Genomic DNA, 19,782 nt, shown 5'->3' on the forward strand with positions numbered 1-19,782 from the left:
CATGATCGCGACCCTGCCGGGGATGGGGCTATCGCGACCTTTGGGGCGGTTTGTCGCGAAGGGTGTCAGGAAACGGAGAGCCTCATGCGAGTTGTCGTGGTTGGCGCGAGCGGGAACGTCGGGACCAGCGTGCTCACCGCCCTGGAGTCCGAGCCGAGCGTGACCTCGATCGTCGGAGTGGCCCGGCGGATGCCGGACTGGCGCCCGGCGAAGACCGAGTGGCGCACGGCCGACGTCTTCCGGGACGACCTCGGCCCGATCTTCACCGGGGCCGATGCCGTGGTCCACCTCGCCTGGCTGTTCCAGCCCACCCACGATCCCGTCACCACCTGGAACTCCAATGTGATCGGCAGCATGCGCGTCTTCGCCGCGGCGGCCCGGGCCGGGGTGTCGGTCCTCGTCCACTCGTCGTCCGTGGGGGCGTACTCGCCGGGGCCGAAGGACCCGCCCGTCGACGAGTCGTGGCCGACCCACGGCTGGCCGAACGCCGCCTACGCCCGCGAGAAGGCGTACGTCGAGCGGATCCTCGACATCTTCGAGCGCGACCATCCGGACATCCGGGTGGTGCGGATGCGCCCCGGCTTCATCTTCAAGGAGGAGGCGGCGACCGAGCAGCGGCGGCTGTTCGCCGGGCCGTTCCTGCCGCAGCGGCTGGTGCGGCCGGGGACGATCCCGTTCGTGCCGGACATGCCCCGCCTGCGGTTCCAGGCGCTGCACTCGCTGGACGCCGGCGAGGCGTTCCGCCTGGCGCTCACCCGCGACGTGCGGGGCGCGTTCAACCTCGCCGCCGACCCGGTCGTCGACCCCGCCGTTCTCGCGGACCTCCTCGGCGCGCGGCGGGTGCCGGTGCCGGCCACGCTCGTGCGTACGGCGGTGGCGGCGGGCTGGCACCTGCGGCTGATCCCGGCCTCGCCCGGCCTGGTGGAGATGGCCCTGCAGATCCCGATCATGGACATCACCCGCGCTCGCGAGGAGCTGGGCTGGCAGCCGCGCCACAGCGCGGTGGACGCGCTGCGCGCCGTGCTGGAGGGCATGCGGCGCGGCGCGGGCATGGGCACCCCGCCGCTCGCGCCCGACTCGGGCCGGGAACGGATCAAGGAAGTGACGACGGGCGTGGGCATCCGGCCCTGAACCCGTGTCCGGGAGGAGTCGCGATGGCGCTGCTCGACCCCGACTGCGTACGACGGCTGCTGGAGTCGGCCGACCCGGACGTCGCGCTGGTCTTCGTCCGGGGCGAGTGCCTGGTGCTGCCGCTCGACCAGATCGACGAGCGGCACCGGCCGCTGGTGATCGCGCGCCGCGCGGACCTGCCCGAGGCCGCCGGCGACCGGCCCGTCACCGAGGAGCGGGTCGAGACGCTGACCCGGTGCCTGGAGAACGTCGCCCGCGACCTCGGCGGGTGAGGTGTGGCGGCTGACGGCCGTACTCGGCCCGCCAGGGGCGCCGGGGTGTGCGTGACCACCCCGTCACATTCGGTAACATCGTCTCTGGAGCCTCCGTGCGCTTCCGGGGAGAACTCCGCGGCCGCTGTGTGCCGCCCCGGACTGCCGCCTGCCGCCGTCCTCGGAGACAAATGACGGCGTGTCGCGAGCTGGTCCAAATTTCCGGAAAGAGCCGCGGACAAATCAGACAGCGAAGCACGCTTTCCGGGACTTATCGGCGCGAATACACCTCGCAAACTGTGACACGATCGTCACCCTTCGTATGGAACCCCAATTGCCCTGCGTGAGCATTGCGTGCACGCTGGGTCACCTGTGACCATCGGGGAAAGGTCCGGGGGTCGCTTCCCGGACAGCGCATATGGGGGAGGGTGCCCCGATGAGTGCTATTAGACCCCGCGAGAGCGGGGAAAGCCGTCAGGAAGTCCGGTTCCACGACCCGGAGATCGGCTCGTGGGTCGGCGAGGTGGCCAGAGCGGTCCGGGACGTCGTCGACAGCACGCCCCGGACCATCCGCCTCTGCGTCCTGATCGCGGTCGCCGCCGCGTCATGGGCGTTCCTCAGGTAGCCGTCCAGCGTCCCTGGAGGAGGTGGTGGCGGGACCCAGGTTATGGCGCTCGGTCCGTAGCGTCGGCCCGGTTTACGGGATCGAGAGGATAACCAGGGTCAACGCGGGACCGGCCGAAGGCCCGGCCGCCGGTTCAGATCGGGCGGACGTTCCCTCGTACGGGAGCGACCCCCGCTCCGGCGGCCGGGCCGCCGGTGCCGAGATGCCCGGTGTCGAGATACATGGACAGCCGGATCGTCGACCGGCCGGGCACCTGCTCGATCGTCACCGAGTCGCACAACTCGCCCATGAGCCACAGGCCGAAGCCCCGGACGCTCCGGCCGGTGGGCCGCCGTCCGGGCACGGCCGCGGGGGACAGGGTGCCCACCTCGTCGGCCACCTCGACGGCGAGCACGGCGCCGTCGGTGGACATCGCCAGCGTGCCCGCTCCGCCGCCGTGTTCGAGCACGTTGATCGCGGCCTCGTTGGCGGCGATGACGAGATCGTCCAGCCGGGCGCCGGTGAGTCCCGCCTGACCGGCGAACCGCTGGATGTCGTCGCGTAACGTCGCGAGGTCATCCGTTATCGGCCACTGCCGATGGTGGTCCACCACCTGTCCTCCTCGACGCCGCCCTGCCACGCCCTCAACGGGCTCTGCCGCTCGGTCTCACCTCGGCGTCACCGAGGCTACCTCTTTGTGACCCCTTCGATGCCCCTACCTGCCCTACTCGGACCCCGGCCGGGAGTTCAGCGCGCCGACGGCCTCCGCGAGATCCGGCTCGACGGTGAACGCGTGGATCAGCCCGGTCGTCCGGAAGATGCGCGCCAGCCGGGAGTTCAGGCCCGCCAGCGTCACGCCGCCGTCCCGCTCCTGCAGAAGCCTGCGTACGGACAGCAGGATCCGGATCCCGGTGGAGTCGCAGAAGTCCAGCGGGCTGAGGTCGAGGAGCAACTCGCGGTGGCCCTCGCCGACGGCCGCCGTGAGCTCCTCACGCAGCCGGTCGGCGTTGGTGTAGTCCAACGCGCCGTGGAGCGCCATGACCAGGACGTGGTCGGGGACGTGCGCGGGCACGGGGGTCACTACGACGGCGGCGGTCACTGGCACACCTCGGCGGGCTGCTGGCCTCAAACGTGGGCATCGGTTGCGGGCGTTGGACGTGAGCATCGGGTACGGATACGGGTACGGCCGGGCGGCCTCGGTCAGGCGGTCAGTCTAGTGGCGCGGCACGCTCGGGCAGGGCCGTACGCACACGCGTCAAGAAACGGCATTTGTGGTTTTTCGCGGCATCGTCGGGGGGAATGGGGGACTGATTCACTGGACCCTCCTCCGAGAAAGACCACCGAGAAAGACCACTGATGCCAGACGTGACAAGGGAGGGCCAGTTCGACACCGTTCACGGCTCTTCCCCCGTCACCCGGGCACCCGTGGACCCGGCGGCGCTCACACTCGGCGTCGAGGAGGAGTTCCTTCTCCTGGACCCCGGCACCGGACGGGTCGTCCCGGCGGCCGAGGAGGTGCACGCACGGCTGGCCGGGCCCGCGGCGGACCGGCTGGTGTTCGAACTGACGCGGTTCCAACTGGAGAGCAACAGCGCCGTGCACACCGAACTGCGTGCTCTGCACGGCGACCTGGTGGAGTCGCGACGCGCCGCCGCCCGCGCCGCCACGGACGCGGGCCTGGGGCTGGCCGCGTGCGGCACGGCCCTGGACGGCAACCTCGGCGTGCCGCCCCTTTCGTCGTGCCCCCGCTACCATGCGATGCTCCGCGAGTTCGGGGCCGTGATGGAGGGCCAGGGGGTCTGCGGCTGCCACGTCCACGTCGGGCTCGCCGACCGCGAGGAGGCGCTCCGGGTCAGCAACCACCTGCGGCCCTGGCTTCCCGTCCTGCAGGCCCTGACGGCCAACTCGCCGATCGCGGACGGCAGGGACACCGGCCACGCGAGCTGGCGGGCGATGGTCATGGGCCGGTGGCCGAGCGCGGAGCCGCCGCCGTACTTCCGCTCGCGCCGGCACTACGAGAGCCTCGTCGCCGGGATGCTCACCGGGGGCACCATCCTCGACCGGGGGATGATCTACTGGCTGGCCCGCCTCTCCGACCATGTGCCGACGCTGGAGATCCGCGCGGCGGACGTGTGCCCGACCGCCGCCGAGACCGCGATGCTGGCCGGGCTCGTGCGGGGCCTCGTCGCCACCGCGCTCCGCGACGTACGGGCCGGTGTGCCCGCCCCCGATGTGGAGGACACCCTCCTGCGCGCGGCCTTCTGGCGCGCGGCGCACGACGGAGTGGAGGGCGAGGCGTACGACCTGCTCGCCGGTGCCCGCGTGCCCGGCTGGCACCTGGTGGACCGCATGCTGGAGCACGTGCGGCCGATGCTGGAGGAGAACGGCGACTGGGCGCCGCTCACCGTCCAGCTCGACCACCTGCGGCGGTACGGATCGGGGGCCGCGCGCCAGCGGGCCGCCTTCGGGCGTGGCGGCCGTCCGCGCGAGGTCGCCGAGATGCTCCTGGCGGAGACCGTCAGCTCCCGCTGGGCCTAGCTTTGGTCAGGGTCGTCACTCCGCGACCACCCGGAGCGTCTTCAGGGTGGGGTCGCTCGCGTCCGGGATGTCCATGCCGCCGTCGAGCCCGGTGGTCAGGTAGCTCAGCACCGGCTCGGTGATGATCTCGCCGGGGCACAGGGCGGGCGCTCCCGGCGGGTACGGCGTGACCAGTTCGGCCGCGATCCGCCCTGCCGCCTGACCGGTGGGCACGATCTCGACCCGGCCGAAGAACGCGTCCCTGGGCAGCATCGCGACCTCAAGCTCGAGCTCACCCGGCTCGGGCACGTCGATCCTGGCGGCGGGCCGCAGGTCGCGGGCCGACGACAGGGCGCGCAGCGCGTCGAGCAGCGCGCCGACCGTCTCGTCGCCGTCGGCGACGGTGATCTCGGCGCTGACCCTGCGGTGGTCGCTCAGCGAGAAGTTGACGTGGCAGTGCTCGCGCAGCCAGTCGGAGGCGTGGTAGCCGTCGACGCCGAGGCCCGACACGTCGATCACGAGCTTCAGCGGGTCGACGTCGAACGCGCCGGTGTTCTCCTTGTCGAGTACCCAGAGCCCGTGCGTCTTGCCGATCTCGGCGCGGGCCGACGCCGCGAGCTCCAGCGCGCGGTCGAGCAGGTCCTTGCCGTGTTCCACCATCTGCCGGCGCCAGCCGTCGAGCGCCGCGTAGATCAGGGTGGAGGGGCTGGTCGTGCCGAGCAGGTCCTCGCGGGCCTTGAGAACGGCCGGGTCCACACGGTCGCCCTGCAGGTGGAACACCGAGCTCTGCTCCAGCCCGTTGCCCATCTTGTGGACGCTCGTCACGCACAGGTCCGCCCCGATGTTCACCCCCCACTCGGGCAGATCGTCATGGAACGGCAGGTGGGCGCCCCAGGCCTCGTCCACGATGAACGTGCGGCCGAACCTGCGGCACACCTCGTTGATCCCGGCCAGGTCGGCGCAGGTGCCGTAGTCGACCGGGCTGGCGACGAGCAGGCCCTTGGCGTCGGGGGCGGCCCGGAACGCCTCCTCCACCGCCTCGGGGGTGGGCGGGTACGACATGTGGAGGTCGCCGTCCCAGTCTCCGTGGACCCACACCGGCTCGACGCCGCTCAGGATGAGCGCCGAGATGACCGACTTGTGGGCGTTGCGCGCGACCAGCAGGCGCTCGCCCGGACCGGCCACGGAGAGCATGGCGCTCTTGATCGACAGGGAGCTTCCGCAGGTGGAGAAGAACGCCTGCTCGGCGCCGACCGCCTCCGCCATGAGCTGCTGGGCCTCTTCGAGCACCCCGTTGGACTGCAGCCGGTCGTCCAGGCCGTTCATGACCATCACGTCGTCGCGGAAGACGTCGCCGCCCATGATCTCCAGGACCCGCGGATCCACCCCACGGCCCTGCTTGTGACCCGGAGGAGTGAAGCTGAGGTCTCCTCGCCTGCGGTAGGCGGCCAACGCCTCCAGCACGGGCACACGGGACTGGTCCATGGTGCCTCCCCCTGCACGGTCCGGTCGTTCCCTCGTCCGCGCGTACCCGGGCCCGACCGGCGCAAACGGCCGGCGGCGCGCGGTGGCAGGGGGCTTGCGTACGAGAGCCCCCGCCCTCGGCGTGAGGGCGGGGGCCAGGCGATCAGTCAACAGACTCCGGTGATCAGGGCTCGGTTGGTCAGACCATGGACACGTCGTGCGAGTCCGTCACCACCATGGCGGCGACGGCCTCGACGGGCGTGCCGTCGATCGAGAACGTGCCGCGCAGCCGGGTCGCCTCAAGGACGATCCTCAAGACGCCGTGAACTCCGGTGAGCCGCAGGCAACCGGCGGCCTTCTCGATGTCGTCCCGGGCGTCCAGCAGCGCTTCCAGGCCGCAGGAGTCGCAGAACCGCAGATCGGACGCGTCCACCACGATCTTCGCGCGACCCTGGTGGACGAGCTTCCTGATCACGCTCCGGAGGCTGTCTCCGGTGGCGATGTCGAGTTCACCCCGCAGCACGACCACGACGGCCGGCTGGTGATCGCTCACAGTGATCTCAAGCTGCTGCGTTGTCATATACGCGCCTTCATCCATATTTTTCGGGCGTACTGTCTTGAACGACGCTACCCGGAGGAGTGTCAGGTCCCAGTAATGTCCGGCAGTCGATGGCCTGCGAGTCCGTCTGGCAACCCCACTTGTGTGCCATATAGGGGCAAATAAGTAAAGAACAGGGGACTTATCCTGGTTGCCTCGGGGGGTCTCCCGTGCTTCGGGGATCATGCAAAACCCCTGTTCCGTAAGGGTTTCCGTGACGTGAGCCGGTCGTCCGAGCCGGTGGCGCGGCGCAGCTTGGGGTCGGCGGGCCGATGCCTCGCCGCCGCCCGCTCCTACCGGGGACTTGAGTCATTCAACATACCAGCTAGCTGGATAAGCGGGCTATCCCTTATATCCCCCCTTAACGGATATTACGTTCAGGAGCTGCCCTTGGTGTGACCATTACCGAATGACTACCGGGAGCCGTGTTCCCGGCGTCACACCTCGCACGATCGTGCTTGGCTCGCGCGTAGCCGGGTAGAGGGGCGGTTCCCGGAGACGGGGGGCACCCGGAGACACGGCGAGCGGGAGGATCGGCATGACGAACGAGATGACCGCGGGCAGGGGCGCGGCGCGGACCCTGGCGGCGAAGACGCCCGGCTGGATGGTCTGGTACGGCGAGCGCACCGGCAGCTTCTGGGCCGTCCCCCGGGTGACGACGCGGGTCGTGGCCCGTCTGCTGGAGGCGCCCACGGCGGGCGACCTCGAAGAGGAGATCAGGAAGGCCGAGGGCCGGTCGCCCCGTCAGGCCACCACCCCCGAACAGCCGGCACGCGAGCAGCCGGCACGTGAACAGGCCGGGTCCGAGCAGCCGGCGCCGGGCGGCCGGGTGCCGGATGACCGAGGCTCCAGTGATGACGCGCCGCGCCACCGGAGGCCCGCCGCCGATCCCCAGGCTCCCCGAGTCCCCGTCACCCACTGACCCGCGCCGGGTACACGCGACCGGGGCGCCATGTCTCTGCTGTGCGGCCCCCGTCCGCAGCAGGTCCAGGGCGTCCATCACCGGCCGGTACGCGTTCTGATGAACGGGCTTCGCCATACCGGATGGGGGACCTGGATGAACCCTCCAGGCCGGTGACGCGTCCCCTGGATGTGAAGAGATCGCGTCTGGCCGTCATCGCGCTGCTCGCGTCGTTGTGCGCCTGCGGCCAGTCTGATGCCGGTCAGGTATCCACTGTGGCCGGGACCGAGACGATCGTGTTGCCGCGGGCCGATCAGCCCACAGCGCACCGGCCCACCCTGGAGCGGCTCAAGCGAGAGGCGGCGTCGTCGGGTCGGCCCTTGGAGGAGGTCGTCAAGCGGTACGCGAGCCGGGTGGCGGCCACCTCGTCGCCCAAGCCGACGGACTTCGAGGGTTACGACCCCGCGGTGACCGACCCGGACGTGGTGATCGACGACATTCCCTACGCCGAGCTGGTCGACCTCGGGACCATCGCCAAATCGGAGGGCATCTCCTACGAGGAGGCCATCGACCGCTTCGGCTCACAGTCGTCCAACAGCCGGGTGATCGACCAACTGAATGCGGAGTTCCCCGACGAGATCTCCGGCGTCAGCTACGTCGACGACCACCGGGGGCTGCGTGTCGGCTTCAAGGGTCCCATCCCGGCTCGCGCGATCGAGCTGGCTCGGACCCTCCCCATGGAGGTCACCCTGATCGGCGGCAAGGGATTCTCGGCCGCGGAGCTCCGGCGGGCCCAGGACGCGGTCGTCTCCTGGCTCCGATCCCGTCCTGAGGTGGCCACGATGACGGCGCACCCAGATGACGAGACCGGCCAGGTCAAAGTCATACTGCAGCCGAAGGTGATGCCGGGCGACGCGGAGGAGTTCACGCGTGGGCTTCGGCTCCCCCAGCTGGACAATCCGTACATCACCGTTGAGGTCACACTCTCCGCCGAATCGGTCGCCGTTCGCCCGCTGTGAGGGCCACCGGCGCCACGCGGCGCGCCGCGGAATTGTGTCCGGGCGGATGGCCGTCCCAGGGGATTAGGACCGGTCCAAAATTGACATGCGTCCGCAAACACGGTTGACATTGTCCGTAATGCTAGGGAATGGCGGCCGGTGGCGCAACATTCAACTACTCGCCGGTACCACTTCTTCATCATGGCCCCGTCTGACCTGCGGAGATGCTGAAAATATCTAGATCTGCCGCCCAATACGCACCATTGTGGACGCATTTCCGGATGAGAATGACATAATGCGTGGGAGCGCTCCCGCGCTCGCGGCTGCATTCTTCGCAGCGCCCATACGGCACGCCTGCCCCAGGGGCATGGTGGAAGGAAGGTGCCGCGTCTCCATGACGGCATTCGGCGAAAGTCCTCCGTCCCGGCCGCGTCTCGACGGAAATCTTCCGGCGGACGTCGTCCGCGCCGGCTCCCGCCCCTGGGCGCCCCACGTGTGGTGGATGGCCCTGGTCGTCGGTGCCGCCGGCACCGGTTTCGTGTGGCTGGCCACGCCGCACACCAGGGAGATCCAGTCGCCCTGGCAGATGGTGGCCAAGCTCCTCGCGTTCGCCTGCCTGTGTGTGGCGATAGCGGTCTTCCCCTGGGTGTCGCCACGGTTGAACTGGCTGCTCTACGTCCCGTTCGTTCTCTTCACGGGTTATCTGATCCCGAGGATCAGCTGGTTCTACTACGGAGACGGCGCGCGGGCCCAGGGCGACAGCTTCTACACGCATCTGTATCTGCTGCTCTATCCGGGCATCGTGCTCACGGTCGCCGCCGCGTACCGGATCGGCGGGGGCACGCCGGGCCGCTGCCTGAAGATCATGGCGACCGGTGTCCTCATCGTGTTCTCCGGCTTCCTCGACATCATGTGGTTCGTCGCCAATCCCGTCGAGATTCCCGAGGTCATCGACGCGCCGCACATCAACCTGTTCACCGGGGGGCCGATCTCGTTCGGCGCGACGATCGTGTTCGCGCTCGTGCACGTCCCGGTCATCGTCGGGATCAACCTGCTTCCCCTGGACCGCTGGATCGGCCGTCTGCTCGGCGCGGACGACCGCTGATCCGCTCCCTCGTCTCCCCGCAATCCGATATATCCCGAGGAGGCCAGTGCTGTGGACATCTCCGTGGCCGCGCCCGCGTACAACGAGGCGGAGACCATCGCGGCCTCGGTCGGCGAGTGGCAGGAGTATCTGGAGAACAACCCCGCCGTCGGCGACTGGGAGATCGTCGTCTGCGACGACGGCAGCGGTGACGCGACCGGCGAGATCCTCGCCGGTCTGCGGGCCCGGTGCCCGCGCCTCGTCGTCGTCACGCATCGGCCCAACCAGGGCGCGGGCGCGGCGATCGCCACCGCCATCGCCCACACCCGGCTCGACTGGGTCGTGCTGCTCGACTCCGACGGCCAGTTCCCGATCGCCAACCTCGACCGGGTCATCCCGCGGATCGAGGCCGGGGAGGCCCTGGCGTTCTCCGGCGCCCGGATCAGGAAGGCCGACGGCGCGGCGTACCGCTGGGGGTCGGCGGCCAGCGGCGCGGTCAGCAACCTGCTGCACGGCACCCGTTACCGCGACTTCAACTCGATCTTCAAGGTGGTGTACGGCCCGCTGTTCCGGGCCCTGCCCCTGGAGTCGGGCGGCATGAACTGCTCGACCGAGATCACCGCCCGGGTCGCCGAGATCGGCCACGAGTGGGTGGAGGTCCCCATCGAGCACCGCGAGCGCGGCGGGGGACGGCGCGGCTGGCGGTTCTGGCGCGGTGCGCGCGACCGTGCCCTGTTCGTCGCCTATCTCGGGTTCCGCCACTGGCTGCTGCGCCGGGGGGTCCTGCGGCCGCCTGCGACCGGAGCCGTCGCGCCCGCGCCGGTCGCCGAGGAGGCCCGATGAGCGTCGCGGTCACCATGTTCAACGGCGGACGCGGAGCGGCCAGCATCGCGAGGGGCATGCTGAGCACTCCCGGCGTCGGTCTGTCGCTGGTGGTGAACGGCTACGACAACGGCCAGTCCACCGGCGCGCTGCGGCGCTACCTGCCCGGGATGCTCGGGCCGTCGGACTTCCGCAAGAACCTGCTGCTCCACCTCGATCCCGCCGATCCGGCGCAGGCCGCGCTGACGACGGTGCTCGAACACCGCCTGCCGGCCGGGACCACGCCCGCCGGGCTGACCGAGGTCATCGACGCCGTCGCGGCGCGGCGCGGCCGGTTCGCCGCGCTGCCGGAGGAGGCGTCCGCGCTCGTCGCGGGGCACCTGCGCGCCTTCGCCCGGCGGCTCGCCGCCGCCCCGCACGGGTTCGACCTCGCCGACTGCGCGCTCGGCAACCTCGTGTTCGCCGGGGCGTACCTGCGGCTCGGCCGCGACTTCAACGCCGCCGTCGACGCCTGCGCCCGGGCGTTCGGCTCGCCCGTACGGCTGCTCAACGTGACCAACGGGGAGAACGCGTTCCTCGTCGCGCTGCGGCGGGACGGCACGCTGCTGGCCGACGAGGCCGACATCGTCGCGCCCCGGGACCAGCGGCGGCCGCAGGCGGCGATCACCGACCTGTTCCTGCTGCCCGAGCCGGTCGGCGGGCGGCGGCGGGCCCAACTGGAGGCGTCACCTCCCGAATGGGCGAGGGACGATCTGCTCCGGGAGCGCGCCGAGGTCACGCCGAACCCGCGGGCGCTGGAGGCGATCATGACCGCCGACCTCATCGTGTACGGCCCGGGAACGCCGCACTCCTCGCTGCTGCCCAGCTATCTCACCCCCGGCGTGGCGGACGCCGTGGCGCGGAGCCGGGCCGCGGCGAAGGTCTTCGTCGTCAACACCCGCGACGACCACGACAGCCGGGGGCTGAGCGCGCCCGACCTCGTGGACCGCACGCTGACGTACCTCGGCGACCCCGGCAACCGGCGGCGCCTGGTGACCCACGTCCTCAGCCACCACGGTCCGGACGTTCCGGCGGTGCCCCGCGGGGTGCTCGGGCGGGGCGAGTGGGCGGGGGCCCGCTGGCTCACCGCCGACCTGGAGGACCCCGGCCGCCCCGGCGCGCACCACGCGAGGCGTACGGCCGGCGCGCTGCTCGCCATCAGGGACGAGGCGGCGCTGGCGAGGGCCCGGTGACCGATCTCCTGGCGGACGCCTGTGCCCGCCGCGTGTGGCTCTTCGACCTCGACGGCACTCTCGTCGACTCCTGCCCGGCCCACGAGGCGGCCTTCCGGCAGGCCATCGCCGAGGTCGCGCCCGGCCTGCTCGGCTCCTTCCGGTACGCCGACCACACCGGCGCGAGCACCCGTGAGGTGGCGCTGCGCCTGCTGGGCGACACCGAGGAGGCGGCCCGGCTGGCCCGGCTCAAGCAGCGGCTCTACCGCGAGAACCTCGACACGGTGGCCGTGTTCCCCGGCGCGCGGCGGCTGCTCGCCCGCCTGACCGCCGCCGGCCGGGCGACGTACGTGGTCACCGGCGGCAGCCGGGCCTCGGTCGAGCGGACGCTCGCGGCGCGGTCCCTCGACGCGTACTTCATCGACGTGCTCACTGGCGACGACCTCCCGGCGAGCAAGCCCGACCCGGCCTGCTACGCGTACGCCTGCGAGCACTGGGGGCTCGACCCCGGCGCGGTGGTGGTGCTGGAGGACTCGGCGCACGGCGTCGCGTCGGCGGTCGGCGCGGGCCTCGCGACCCTTCACGTCCACGTCGCCGAGCCGGCCCCCGGGGCGGTCGCGGCCCGAGACCTGGAGGAGATCGCCGCCCGGCTGGAGCGGGACGCGGAGAGGGACAGCGACACGGACCTGGAGGTGAGCGGTGCGGGCTGAGCGGATCTGCGCGGTGATCCCGGCCGCCGGGCGGGGCACCCGCCTGGGGCTCGGCATCCCGAAGATCATGGTGGAGGTCGCCGAAGGCGTCACCGTGTGGCACGTGCTCCACCAGCGGCTCCGGCCGCACGTGGAGCACGTCCACGTCGTGATGTCCCCCGAGGGGGAGGGGCCGTTCCGCGCGCTCGCGGCGGCGGAGATCGCCGCCGGCGCGGTCTCGGTGAGCGTGCAGGAGGAGCCCACCGGCATGGGCGGGGCGATCTTCGGCGCGGCCCCGCACTGGAGCGGCCACGACGTGGTCCTCGTGGTCTGGGGCGACCAGGCGAACCTGTCGCCGTCGACGGTCCGCCGGGTCGCCGAGACCCACGAGAAGGGCCTCACGCTGCCGCTCGTGCCGATGCCGGACCCGTACGTGGAGTACGAGCTGGACGATCAGGGCGTGCTGACGCGGGTGCGGCAGTCCAGGGAGGGCGACGAGTGCCGTCCCGGCGGGCTCGGTGACGTGGGCGTGTTCTGCCTCGACGTCGCCGGGCTGCACGAGGAGTGGACGCGCCACCTGGGACAGGCGGCAGTGGGGGCGACGCTGGGGGCGCGCACCGGGGAGGTCAACTTCCTGCCGTTCCTGCCGCACCTGTCGCGGGAGCGGGGCTGGCCGCTGACCGTGGTGCCGGTCGCCGATCCCGGCGAGGCGCGTGGTGTCAACACGGCCGACGACCTCGAGTTCGCCCGGAGGGCCTACCTGCGGTGGGCGCGCTGACGGAGCGGGCGGCCGCGCTGCTGGCCGCCCACCGCTGGGCCGCCGGGCCCACGCTGGTCAGCACCGTGGCCAGCGGCACGGCCGCCGCGACCACGCTCGTCATCGCCCGGGGCGCCGGCGCCGCGGCGTTCGGCCACTTCACCGTCGTCCTGTCGATCGCGCTGATCGTCACGGTCGGCATGCTGATGAGCGTCAACCTCGTCATGTTCCAGGAGCTGCCGCGGGCCGAGCCCGGCGAGCGGCCGGCCCTGGTGACCACGGCGCTGCTGTCGACGCTCGTGCTGGGCGCGGCCGTGTTCGCCGCCGGGCTGCTGGCCGCCGCGCCGCTGACCGCCGCGCTCGGCGTGGACGCCCGCACGCTGGCCTTCGCGCTCGCGCTGGCGTTGTCGATGACGCTCAACCAGCTCACCGAGAGCTTCCTGCGGGGGTTGAAGCGGTTCCGCCTCGTCGCGTGGCTCAAGCTCGCCGTGGCGGTCGCCTACCTGGGCACCGCCGTGTTCTGCCTGCTCGTCCTGGACGTGCGCGACGCGGAGCCGTACCTCGTCGCGCTGATCGGCACGAACCTCGTGTTCGCCGCGCTCTCCTTCGCCGGGTTCGAGGTCAGGCCGAGGCTCTGGTCGCGGGCGCTGGCCCGCTCGATGTACCGGCACGGCGCGTACGTCACCGCCATCGGCGCGCTCACCGCCGTGGCGTTCGGGGTCGACGTGATCTTCCTGAACCACTGGGCGCCCCGGGCCGACGTGGGCGTCTACTCCGTCTACAACGGCTTCCCCAAGCGGCTGCTGGGCGTGGTCTTCACCGACGGCGTCGGCCTGGTGCTGCTGCCCACGCTGGCGACCCTGGACAAGCCCGCGGTGATGCGGCGGATCGCCCGGCTCGGCCCGGCCGTCTTCGGGGCCACCGCGGTGTTCTCGTTCGCGGCGAGCACGGTCTTCTTCCTGCTGATGGGCGGGGAGTATCCGTACTCGCTCGGCCTGATGGCCCTGTCGGCGCTGGGGATCGGCGCGCACACGGTCTTCAACCTCTACCAGGTCGCGTTGACGATGGACGGGGTGCGGGGGGCCCGGGTGCTCATCGGCTGCCTGCTGGCCGGCACGCCGCTCGCGCTCGGCTGCCAGGCGGCGTTCATCGCCTGGCAGGGCCTGACCGGCGGGCTGGTGGCCTTCGCCCTGACCAATCTCATCCTCGTGGCCGTCGTGGTGGCCGCCTGCGCCCGGTTGTACCGGCCCGGCGGCACACCGGCGGCCGTGACCGGCGCACGGGAGGCACGGCGATGAGGATCGCCTTCGTCATCAACCAGTTTCCGCCCAACATCACGGCGGGGCTCGGCCGGTACGCCGAGATGATCGCGCCGCACCTGTCGGGCGGCCACGACCTCGCCGTCCTCACCCTGAACGACGGCGGGCTGCCGGTGTGGGACCGGGCGGACGGCGTCACGGTGTACCGCCCGCGCGGGCGGGTGCTCGCGTGGGTGCTCGGCGCGGTCGCCCGTGGGCGGCGGCTCAACCGCACCCGCGGCGCGGAGTTCCTCCTGCTCGCCCTGAGCGTCGTGGTGAGCAACTGGCGTTACTTCCTGCTGCTGCGGCGGCTGCCGCCCGCCCGGCGGCCGGACGTCGTCGCCGTCCACGACTCGACGAACTTCCTGTGCGGCCTGCTGAGCCACTATGTGCTGCGGCTCCCGGTGGTGTTCCACGTCCACACGACCGAGTACGGCGTGGCGCGGCAGCGCAGCATCACCGACCCGCTCGGCCTGTTCGCCGCGCTGGAGCGGTGGCTGGCGCGGATCTCCCGCCGGGTCGTGGTGGCCACCCCCGAGGTCCGCGAGCAACTGCTCGCGGCGGGATGGGACCGGACGCCGATCGACGTCGTCCGGCTGGGCGGCACGTACGAACGGGTGGTCGCCGCCCCCGGCTTCGACCGGGAGAGGCTGCGGCTGGGGGCGGCGGATCTCCGCGCCCGGCTCGGCATCGGCGCGCAGGACCCGGTGCTGCTGTTCGTCGGCCGGATCGAACGGCAGAAGGGCGTCTACGAACTGCTGGAGGCGATGCCCGCGATCGCCGCGGCCGTGCCCGGCCTGCGCCTGGTGATCGTGGGGGAGGGCGACGAGGACGGCGTGCGGCGCATCGCCGCCGGGTTGGGGCTCGGCGACCGGGTGCTGACCAGCGGCGGTTTCGTGGACGGCGAGGCCCTGCTGGAGCACTACGCGATGGCCGACGCCTGCGTCTTCCCCTCGCTGTTCGAGCCGTTCGGGCTGGTGGCGACCGAGGCGATGGCCCTCGCCCGCCCGGTGATCCTGGGCGACGGCTTCTCCCGGATCTTCCTCGGCGACCCCGCCGAGCCCGCCGTGCGGTTCGTACGGGCCGACGACCCCGGTGACATCGCCGAGGGGGTCGCCGAGGTCATGGGCGACGCGGACCTGCGCCGGACGCTCGCCGAGCGGGGGGAGCGGCTGGTGCGCGAGACGCTGAGCTGGCGCCGCGCCGCCGACGAGACGCTCGCGGTGTACGCCGAATCGGCGGGGAAGGACGGCGGCCGGTGATCTCCCTGGTGGTGCCCTGCTACAACGGCGCCAAGACCCTGCGGCTGTGCCTGGAGTCGGTGCTCGCGCAGACGCGGCGGCCCGGCGAGGTCGTCGTGGTGGACGACGCCTCCACCGACGGCTCGGCGGAGATCGCCGAGGAGCTCGGCTGCCGGGTCGTGCGCCTGCCGGAGAACCGGGGCGTCTCGGCCGCCCGGAACGCCGGGATCGACGCCACAACCGGCGATGTGATCTTCTTCCTCGACGCGGACGTGGCGCTGCGGCCCGACGCCGTCGCGGGCGCGATGGAGATCCTGGAGCGCGACCCGGAGGTCGGCTGTGTGCACGGCGTCTACGACGTCGAGCCGCTGATCGACGACGGCCCGGCCGAGTGGTACCGCATCCTGCACGCGGTCCACTGGCGGCGCCGCCACCTCGGAGAGGTCAACAGCGTCGTCTTCGCCCTCGCCGCGATCCGCCGCGACGTGCTGCTCGCCGCCGGCCGGTTCGACGAGCGGCTGCGCGACTGCGAGGACGTCGAATACAGCAGCAGGCTCGCCGTACGCAGCCGCATCGTGCTGACCGACACGGTCGTGGGCCGGCACGACGACGGCAGCCGCCTGCTGCCGATCCTCACCGAGCAGTGGCGGCGGGCCCTGCCGCTGATCCCGCTCGCCCTGGCCACCGCCCGGCGCGGCGCGGCCAAGCCCGAGCACGCCAACAGCCCGGCCGGCATCCTCTCCTGCGCGCTCGCGCTCGCGTGCCTCGCGCTGGTGCTGCTGAGCGTGCCGTTCGGGCTGTTCCACCCGCTCGCGTCCGCGCTGCCCGTGGCGTTCGTCGCCGGGTTCGCGATCGCCGATCCCGTGCTGGTCGGGTTCGTCCGCCGGCAGCGCGGGGTGGCGTTCACGGCCTACTTCATGGCCGTCCACCTCGCCGTACACGTCGTGCTGGTGACCGGCCTCGCGGCCGGCTCCCTGCGCCTGCTGTGCTGGCCGCGCGGGAGCCGGACCGAGGCAGCGTGGCAGATCAGGCGCAGCCGACGCGGCCGGTGCTCAGCGTGATGTCGTCCATCCAGAGGTCGTACGCCGAGGGGGTGGGGTTCGGCTGGTAGAGCTGCCAGCCGAGCTTCACCGTGTCGAACCTGGGGAAGACGAAGTCGACGTCGTTGCCGCCGTGCGAGCGGGTGGAGACGGTCAGGTCGGGCTGGGGGACGCCGTCGAACCAGACCGAGATCTTGTTGTCGGAGGGGTCCATCCGCCACTCGACGCACTGCCAGACCCCCGCCCGGGAGGGCGCGGACTCGCGCCAGTTGGTCCAGTCGCCGGTGGGCCCGCCGTCCGCGCCGACGCCCCACAGCTGCTTGCGCAGCGTGGGGACGTACTGCCCGCCGAGCGGCCGGACGATCTCCGGCCCGGCGCCGGTGGTCTCGATCAGCGTGTAGTGCGCCCAGTCGGGCGCGGTGGGGAACGCCTTCACCCGCAGCCGGACCCGGCCGTAGAAGCCGTTGCCGGGCGGGGCGAAGTCGTCCACCCTGAGGAAGGCCCGGCCGTTGCCCTCGGTGTGGACGTGCAGCACCTTCTGGCCGCCGCCGGCGGGTTCGACGGTCAGCGTGCCGTGCTTGGTGTCGACGCCCCACTTGAGGCTGGCCGCGCCGCCGACGGGCAGCGACTGGAAGTCCTCGCAGAACAGCGCGGCCTTCTTCGCGCAGGTCCCCGGTCCGTGCCCACCCGGTCCACCCCCGTCGTGTCCACCTGAGGCGGAGGCGACCGAGGTCGCCGTCAGCGGCAGCAGCAGGGCCAGACCGGCGGCGGATAACAGACGTCTCACAACACGCTCCCTTTCCCGGTGACAACGGCAGAAGTAAGGTACGTCACTTGGGAGCGCTCCCATAGGTGTCTGCCGAAGATCGAGGAAAGCGGCGGATCGCGCGGATAATCTACGTGTGAAGGGACCTTCCCGGCGATTATTTCTCCAGTTCAGCGGGCTCGCCGTTCTCCTCACGGCCTGCGCTCCCCGCACCGGGACCGGAGCCGGTGTCGAGGAACTGACCGCGCTGGGCCGCCGCTGGCGGGAGGTCACCCTCGGCGCGGGGCTGTTCGATCCGGCGCGGGAGCCGTACCGGGCCCGGCTGGCCCGGCTGGGTGCGGCGGCCCGCCTGCACCGCGACGCCATGACCCTCACCGGCCGGTCGCTCTGGCCGGACCTGCCCTTCCCGTCCCTCGGCGCCACCCCGTCGCGGCTGCGGGCCATGGCCCGCGCGTACGCGCTGCCCGGCACCGGGCTGACGGCCGAGCCGGGCCTCGGCTCGGCCGTGGCCACCGGGATCGAGCACTACGTGCGGCACGTGTACGCCGCGGACGCCCGCCAGACCGGCAACTGGTGGGACTGGCAGATCGGCGCGCCGAGGGCGCTCCTCGACGCGGCCGTGCTGGCCGGTCCGCACCTCACGGGCGGTCGGAACGCGGCGCTGTGCGAGGCTGTGGACAACTTCGTCCCCCCGGACCGCCTCGACGACTACGCGGGCAACAGCACCGGGGCCAACCGGGTGGACCTGTGCACGGTCACGCTGCTGCGGGCGATCGCCGGAGCGGACCCCGGCCGGGCCGCGCTCGCCGTCTCCGCGCTCTCGCCGGTCTTCCGGTACGTCACCGAGGGCGACGGGTTCTACCGCGATGGCTCGTTCATCCAGCACGGCTCGGTCCCCTACCAGGGCGGGTACGGCGCGGTGGCGCTGACCGGCCTCGCGACGCTGGCCGCGGTGCTGCGCGGCACGCCGTGGGAGATCGCCGACCCGGCCTTCCACAACGTTCTCGACGCGGTCGACAGGTCGTTCGCGCCGTTCGTCCACGACGGCGCGTGCCTGGACCTCGTACGGGGACGCGGAGTCGCCAGACGGCCGTACGGCGACCACGCGCGCGGCAGGGAGATCGCCGCCGCGATCCTGCTGCTGGCGGAGACGGCCCCGGCCGCCGACCGGGCCCGCTGGCGGGGCATGGTCAAGGGCTGGGCGGCGCGCGACACCGCGAAGCCCATGCTCCGGGCCGCCGAGGGCGATCCGGCGTTCCACGCGCGGCTCGCGGCCGTGCTGCGCGACGAGACGACACCGGCGGCGCCCGAGCCCTCCGGGCACCGCCTGTTCCCCATGAGCGCCCGCGCCGTACACCGCCGGCCGGGCTGGTGCGCGGCGCTCAGCATGGCCTCCTCGCGGGTGGCGCGCTACGAGCACGGCAACGGCGAGAACCCGCGCGGCTGGCACACGGGCGCCGGGATGCTCTACTGGTGGGGCGGGGGCGACCAGTACTCCGACTCCTTCTGGCCCACCGTGGACCCCTACCGGCTGCCGGGCACCACCGTCTCCACCCTGCGCCTGCCGGACGGGGCGGGCGGCGCGTGGGGCGACACCCGCCCGCCGGCCGACTGGGTGGGCGGCGTCACCGACGGCGCGTACGCGGCCGTGGGCCAGCACCTGTACGGCCTGGAAAGCGCCCTCGAGGCCTTCAAGTCGTGGTTCTTCCTCGACGACGCGGTCGTCTGCCTCGGCGCCGGGATCACGAGCCGGGACGGCGTGCCGGTCGAGACCGTGGTGGACAACCGCAGGACCGGCGCCGCCCTTACGGTGGACGCCGTGGCGGGGCGGGCCCATCTGGACGGCCACGGCGGCTACGTCCTGCCCCCGGGCCAGCCGCTGCGGACGCTGCGCGAGACCCGTACGGCGGGCGGGGCGAGCCGGTCGTACGCCACGATCTGGCTGGACCACGGCGTGGACCCGGACGCGGCCGGCTACGTCTACCACCTCATGCCGGGGGCGAACCTGGCCGCGACGCGGGCCCGCGCCGCCGACCCCGGCTGGGCCCGCGTGCTCGCCAACACCTCCGCCCAGCAGGGGATCGCGGTGACGTCGCTCGGGATCACCGCGGCCTGCTTCTGGGCCGGGGGACGGGCGGGCGACCTGGCCGCCTCCGATCCGTGCGCGGTCCTCGTACGGGACCTGGGTGACGGCACGGCGACGGTGACGGTGGCCGATCCCCGGTGTGTCCTTGACGGGCTGACCGTGACGTGGGACCACCCGGTGGCCGGGATCGTGAACCCGCATCCGCTCCTGGCCAGTGCCCGGACGGGGGCGCGGCTCACGCTCGTCTTCGGCCGACTGGCGGATCGGGCCGGCGCCTCCCACACGGTCACCGTACGGCTCGCGTGAGGCGCCGTTTCGACAGGC

At 72.3% G+C, this 19,782-nt stretch carries 20 protein-coding genes; 15 read left to right on the forward strand and 5 right to left on the reverse strand.

The genetic code is table 11. From position 1 onward, the window contains the following. Positions 1 to 84 precede the first annotated feature (84 nt). The 3 genes from Mam01_RS18455 (at position 85) to Mam01_RS18465 (ending at position 2,007) form a co-directional block, all read left to right on the forward strand. Complete coding sequence (locus tag Mam01_RS18455; protein ID WP_204286532.1) at positions 85 to 1,131, forward strand: NAD-dependent epimerase/dehydratase family protein; 1,047 nt, start codon at positions 85 to 87, stop codon at positions 1,129 to 1,131. Positions 1,132 to 1,154: 23 nt separating this feature from the next. Continuing rightward, entirely contained in the window at positions 1,155 to 1,403 is a 249-nt protein-coding gene (locus Mam01_RS18460; RefSeq protein ID WP_150933432.1) for a hypothetical protein, read from the forward strand. 415 nt (positions 1,404 to 1,818) lie between these two features. Continuing rightward, a complete protein-coding gene (locus Mam01_RS18465; protein WP_150933431.1) occupies positions 1,819 to 2,007 on the forward strand; it encodes a hypothetical protein in 189 nt (62 codons plus the stop codon). 133 nt (positions 2,008 to 2,140) lie between these two features. Here the strand turns inward: Mam01_RS18465 and Mam01_RS18470 are convergent, their stop codons facing one another. Both Mam01_RS18470 and Mam01_RS18475 read right to left on the reverse strand, forming a co-directional pair. Continuing rightward, positions 2,141 to 2,599: an ATP-binding protein gene (locus Mam01_RS18470; RefSeq protein WP_204286533.1), complete on the reverse strand. Its 459-nt coding sequence runs from the start codon at positions 2,597 to 2,599 to the stop codon at positions 2,141 to 2,143. Between the two features lie 111 nt (positions 2,600 to 2,710). Next, the gene (locus tag Mam01_RS18475; RefSeq protein ID WP_239101412.1) at positions 2,711 to 3,085 is read right to left on the reverse strand and encodes an STAS domain-containing protein; all 375 of its coding nucleotides are present in this window, start codon (positions 3,083 to 3,085) and stop codon (positions 2,711 to 2,713) included. A 257-nt stretch (positions 3,086 to 3,342) separates the two neighbouring features. Here Mam01_RS18475 and Mam01_RS18480 point away from each other — a divergent pair, with 257 nt between their 5' ends. Next, positions 3,343 to 4,524 carry a carboxylate-amine ligase gene (locus Mam01_RS18480; RefSeq protein WP_204286535.1) on the forward strand — a complete coding sequence of 394 codons (1,182 nt, stop codon included), beginning with the start codon at positions 3,343 to 3,345 and terminating at the stop codon, positions 4,522 to 4,524. A gap of 15 nt (positions 4,525 to 4,539) precedes the next feature. On the opposite strand, the gene Mam01_RS18485 is transcribed toward Mam01_RS18480, so the two are convergent. Both Mam01_RS18485 and Mam01_RS18490 read right to left on the reverse strand, forming a co-directional pair. Next, a complete protein-coding gene (locus Mam01_RS18485) occupies positions 4,540 to 5,988 on the reverse strand; it encodes an aminotransferase class I/II-fold pyridoxal phosphate-dependent enzyme (RefSeq protein WP_204286536.1) in 1,449 nt (482 codons plus the stop codon). A 178-nt stretch (positions 5,989 to 6,166) separates the two neighbouring features. Beyond that, a complete protein-coding gene (locus tag Mam01_RS18490; RefSeq protein ID WP_204286537.1) occupies positions 6,167 to 6,547 on the reverse strand; it encodes an STAS domain-containing protein in 381 nt (126 codons plus the stop codon). Between the two features lie 556 nt (positions 6,548 to 7,103). Between Mam01_RS18490 and Mam01_RS18495 the strand changes: the two genes are divergently transcribed. The 10 genes from Mam01_RS18495 (at position 7,104) to Mam01_RS18540 (ending at position 16,627) form a co-directional block, all read left to right on the forward strand. After that, entirely contained in the window at positions 7,104 to 7,487 is a 384-nt protein-coding gene (locus Mam01_RS18495) for a hypothetical protein (protein ID WP_204286538.1), read from the forward strand. Positions 7,488 to 7,639: 152 nt separating this feature from the next. Then, positions 7,640 to 8,485, forward strand: a complete 846-nt coding sequence (locus Mam01_RS18500) for a hypothetical protein (RefSeq protein ID WP_204286539.1) — start codon at positions 7,640 to 7,642, stop codon at positions 8,483 to 8,485. Between the two features lie 373 nt (positions 8,486 to 8,858). Beyond that, positions 8,859 to 9,569, forward strand: a complete 711-nt coding sequence (locus Mam01_RS18505; protein ID WP_239101413.1) for a hypothetical protein — start codon at positions 8,859 to 8,861, stop codon at positions 9,567 to 9,569. Between the two features lie 51 nt (positions 9,570 to 9,620). Beyond that, positions 9,621 to 10,391 (forward strand): glycosyltransferase family 2 protein, encoded by a 771-nt coding sequence (locus tag Mam01_RS18510; RefSeq protein WP_239101414.1) that lies wholly within the window; start codon positions 9,621 to 9,623, stop codon positions 10,389 to 10,391. Next, positions 10,388 to 11,602 (forward strand): 2-phospho-L-lactate transferase CofD family protein, encoded by a 1,215-nt coding sequence (locus Mam01_RS18515; RefSeq protein WP_204286540.1) that lies wholly within the window; start codon positions 10,388 to 10,390, stop codon positions 11,600 to 11,602. The genes Mam01_RS18510 and Mam01_RS18515 overlap by 4 nt, the downstream gene beginning before the upstream one ends. Then, positions 11,599 to 12,291 (forward strand): HAD family hydrolase, encoded by a 693-nt coding sequence (locus Mam01_RS18520; protein ID WP_239101415.1) that lies wholly within the window; start codon positions 11,599 to 11,601, stop codon positions 12,289 to 12,291. The genes Mam01_RS18515 and Mam01_RS18520 overlap by 4 nt, the downstream gene beginning before the upstream one ends. Continuing rightward, entirely contained in the window at positions 12,281 to 13,048 is a 768-nt protein-coding gene (locus tag Mam01_RS18525; RefSeq protein WP_239101416.1) for an NTP transferase domain-containing protein, read from the forward strand. The genes Mam01_RS18520 and Mam01_RS18525 overlap by 11 nt, the downstream gene beginning before the upstream one ends. Next, positions 13,036 to 14,325 (forward strand): lipopolysaccharide biosynthesis protein, encoded by a 1,290-nt coding sequence (locus Mam01_RS18530; protein ID WP_204286541.1) that lies wholly within the window; start codon positions 13,036 to 13,038, stop codon positions 14,323 to 14,325. The genes Mam01_RS18525 and Mam01_RS18530 overlap by 13 nt, the downstream gene beginning before the upstream one ends. Next, the gene (locus Mam01_RS18535; RefSeq protein ID WP_204286542.1) at positions 14,322 to 15,587 is read left to right on the forward strand and encodes a glycosyltransferase family 4 protein; all 1,266 of its coding nucleotides are present in this window, start codon (positions 14,322 to 14,324) and stop codon (positions 15,585 to 15,587) included. The genes Mam01_RS18530 and Mam01_RS18535 overlap by 4 nt, the downstream gene beginning before the upstream one ends. Then, on the forward strand, positions 15,584 to 16,627 hold the full coding sequence (locus Mam01_RS18540; RefSeq protein ID WP_239101417.1) for a glycosyltransferase family 2 protein: 1,044 nt from the start codon (positions 15,584 to 15,586) through the stop codon (positions 16,625 to 16,627). The genes Mam01_RS18535 and Mam01_RS18540 overlap by 4 nt, the downstream gene beginning before the upstream one ends. Here Mam01_RS18540 and Mam01_RS18545 read toward each other — a convergent pair. Continuing rightward, a complete protein-coding gene (locus Mam01_RS18545) occupies positions 16,593 to 17,393 on the reverse strand; it encodes a hypothetical protein (protein WP_204286543.1) in 801 nt (266 codons plus the stop codon). The two genes, Mam01_RS18540 and Mam01_RS18545, sit on opposite strands and share 35 nt — an antisense overlap. 115 nt (positions 17,394 to 17,508) lie before the next feature. Between Mam01_RS18545 and Mam01_RS18550 the strand changes: the two genes are divergently transcribed. Beyond that, positions 17,509 to 19,764, forward strand: a complete 2,256-nt coding sequence (locus tag Mam01_RS18550; protein WP_204286544.1) for a polysaccharide lyase 8 family protein — start codon at positions 17,509 to 17,511, stop codon at positions 19,762 to 19,764. Positions 19,765 to 19,782: the final 18 nt, after the last annotated feature.

The organism is Microbispora amethystogenes (genome assembly GCF_016863015.1).
Taxonomy (GTDB): Bacteria; Actinomycetota; Actinomycetes; order Streptosporangiales; family Streptosporangiaceae; genus Microbispora; species Microbispora amethystogenes.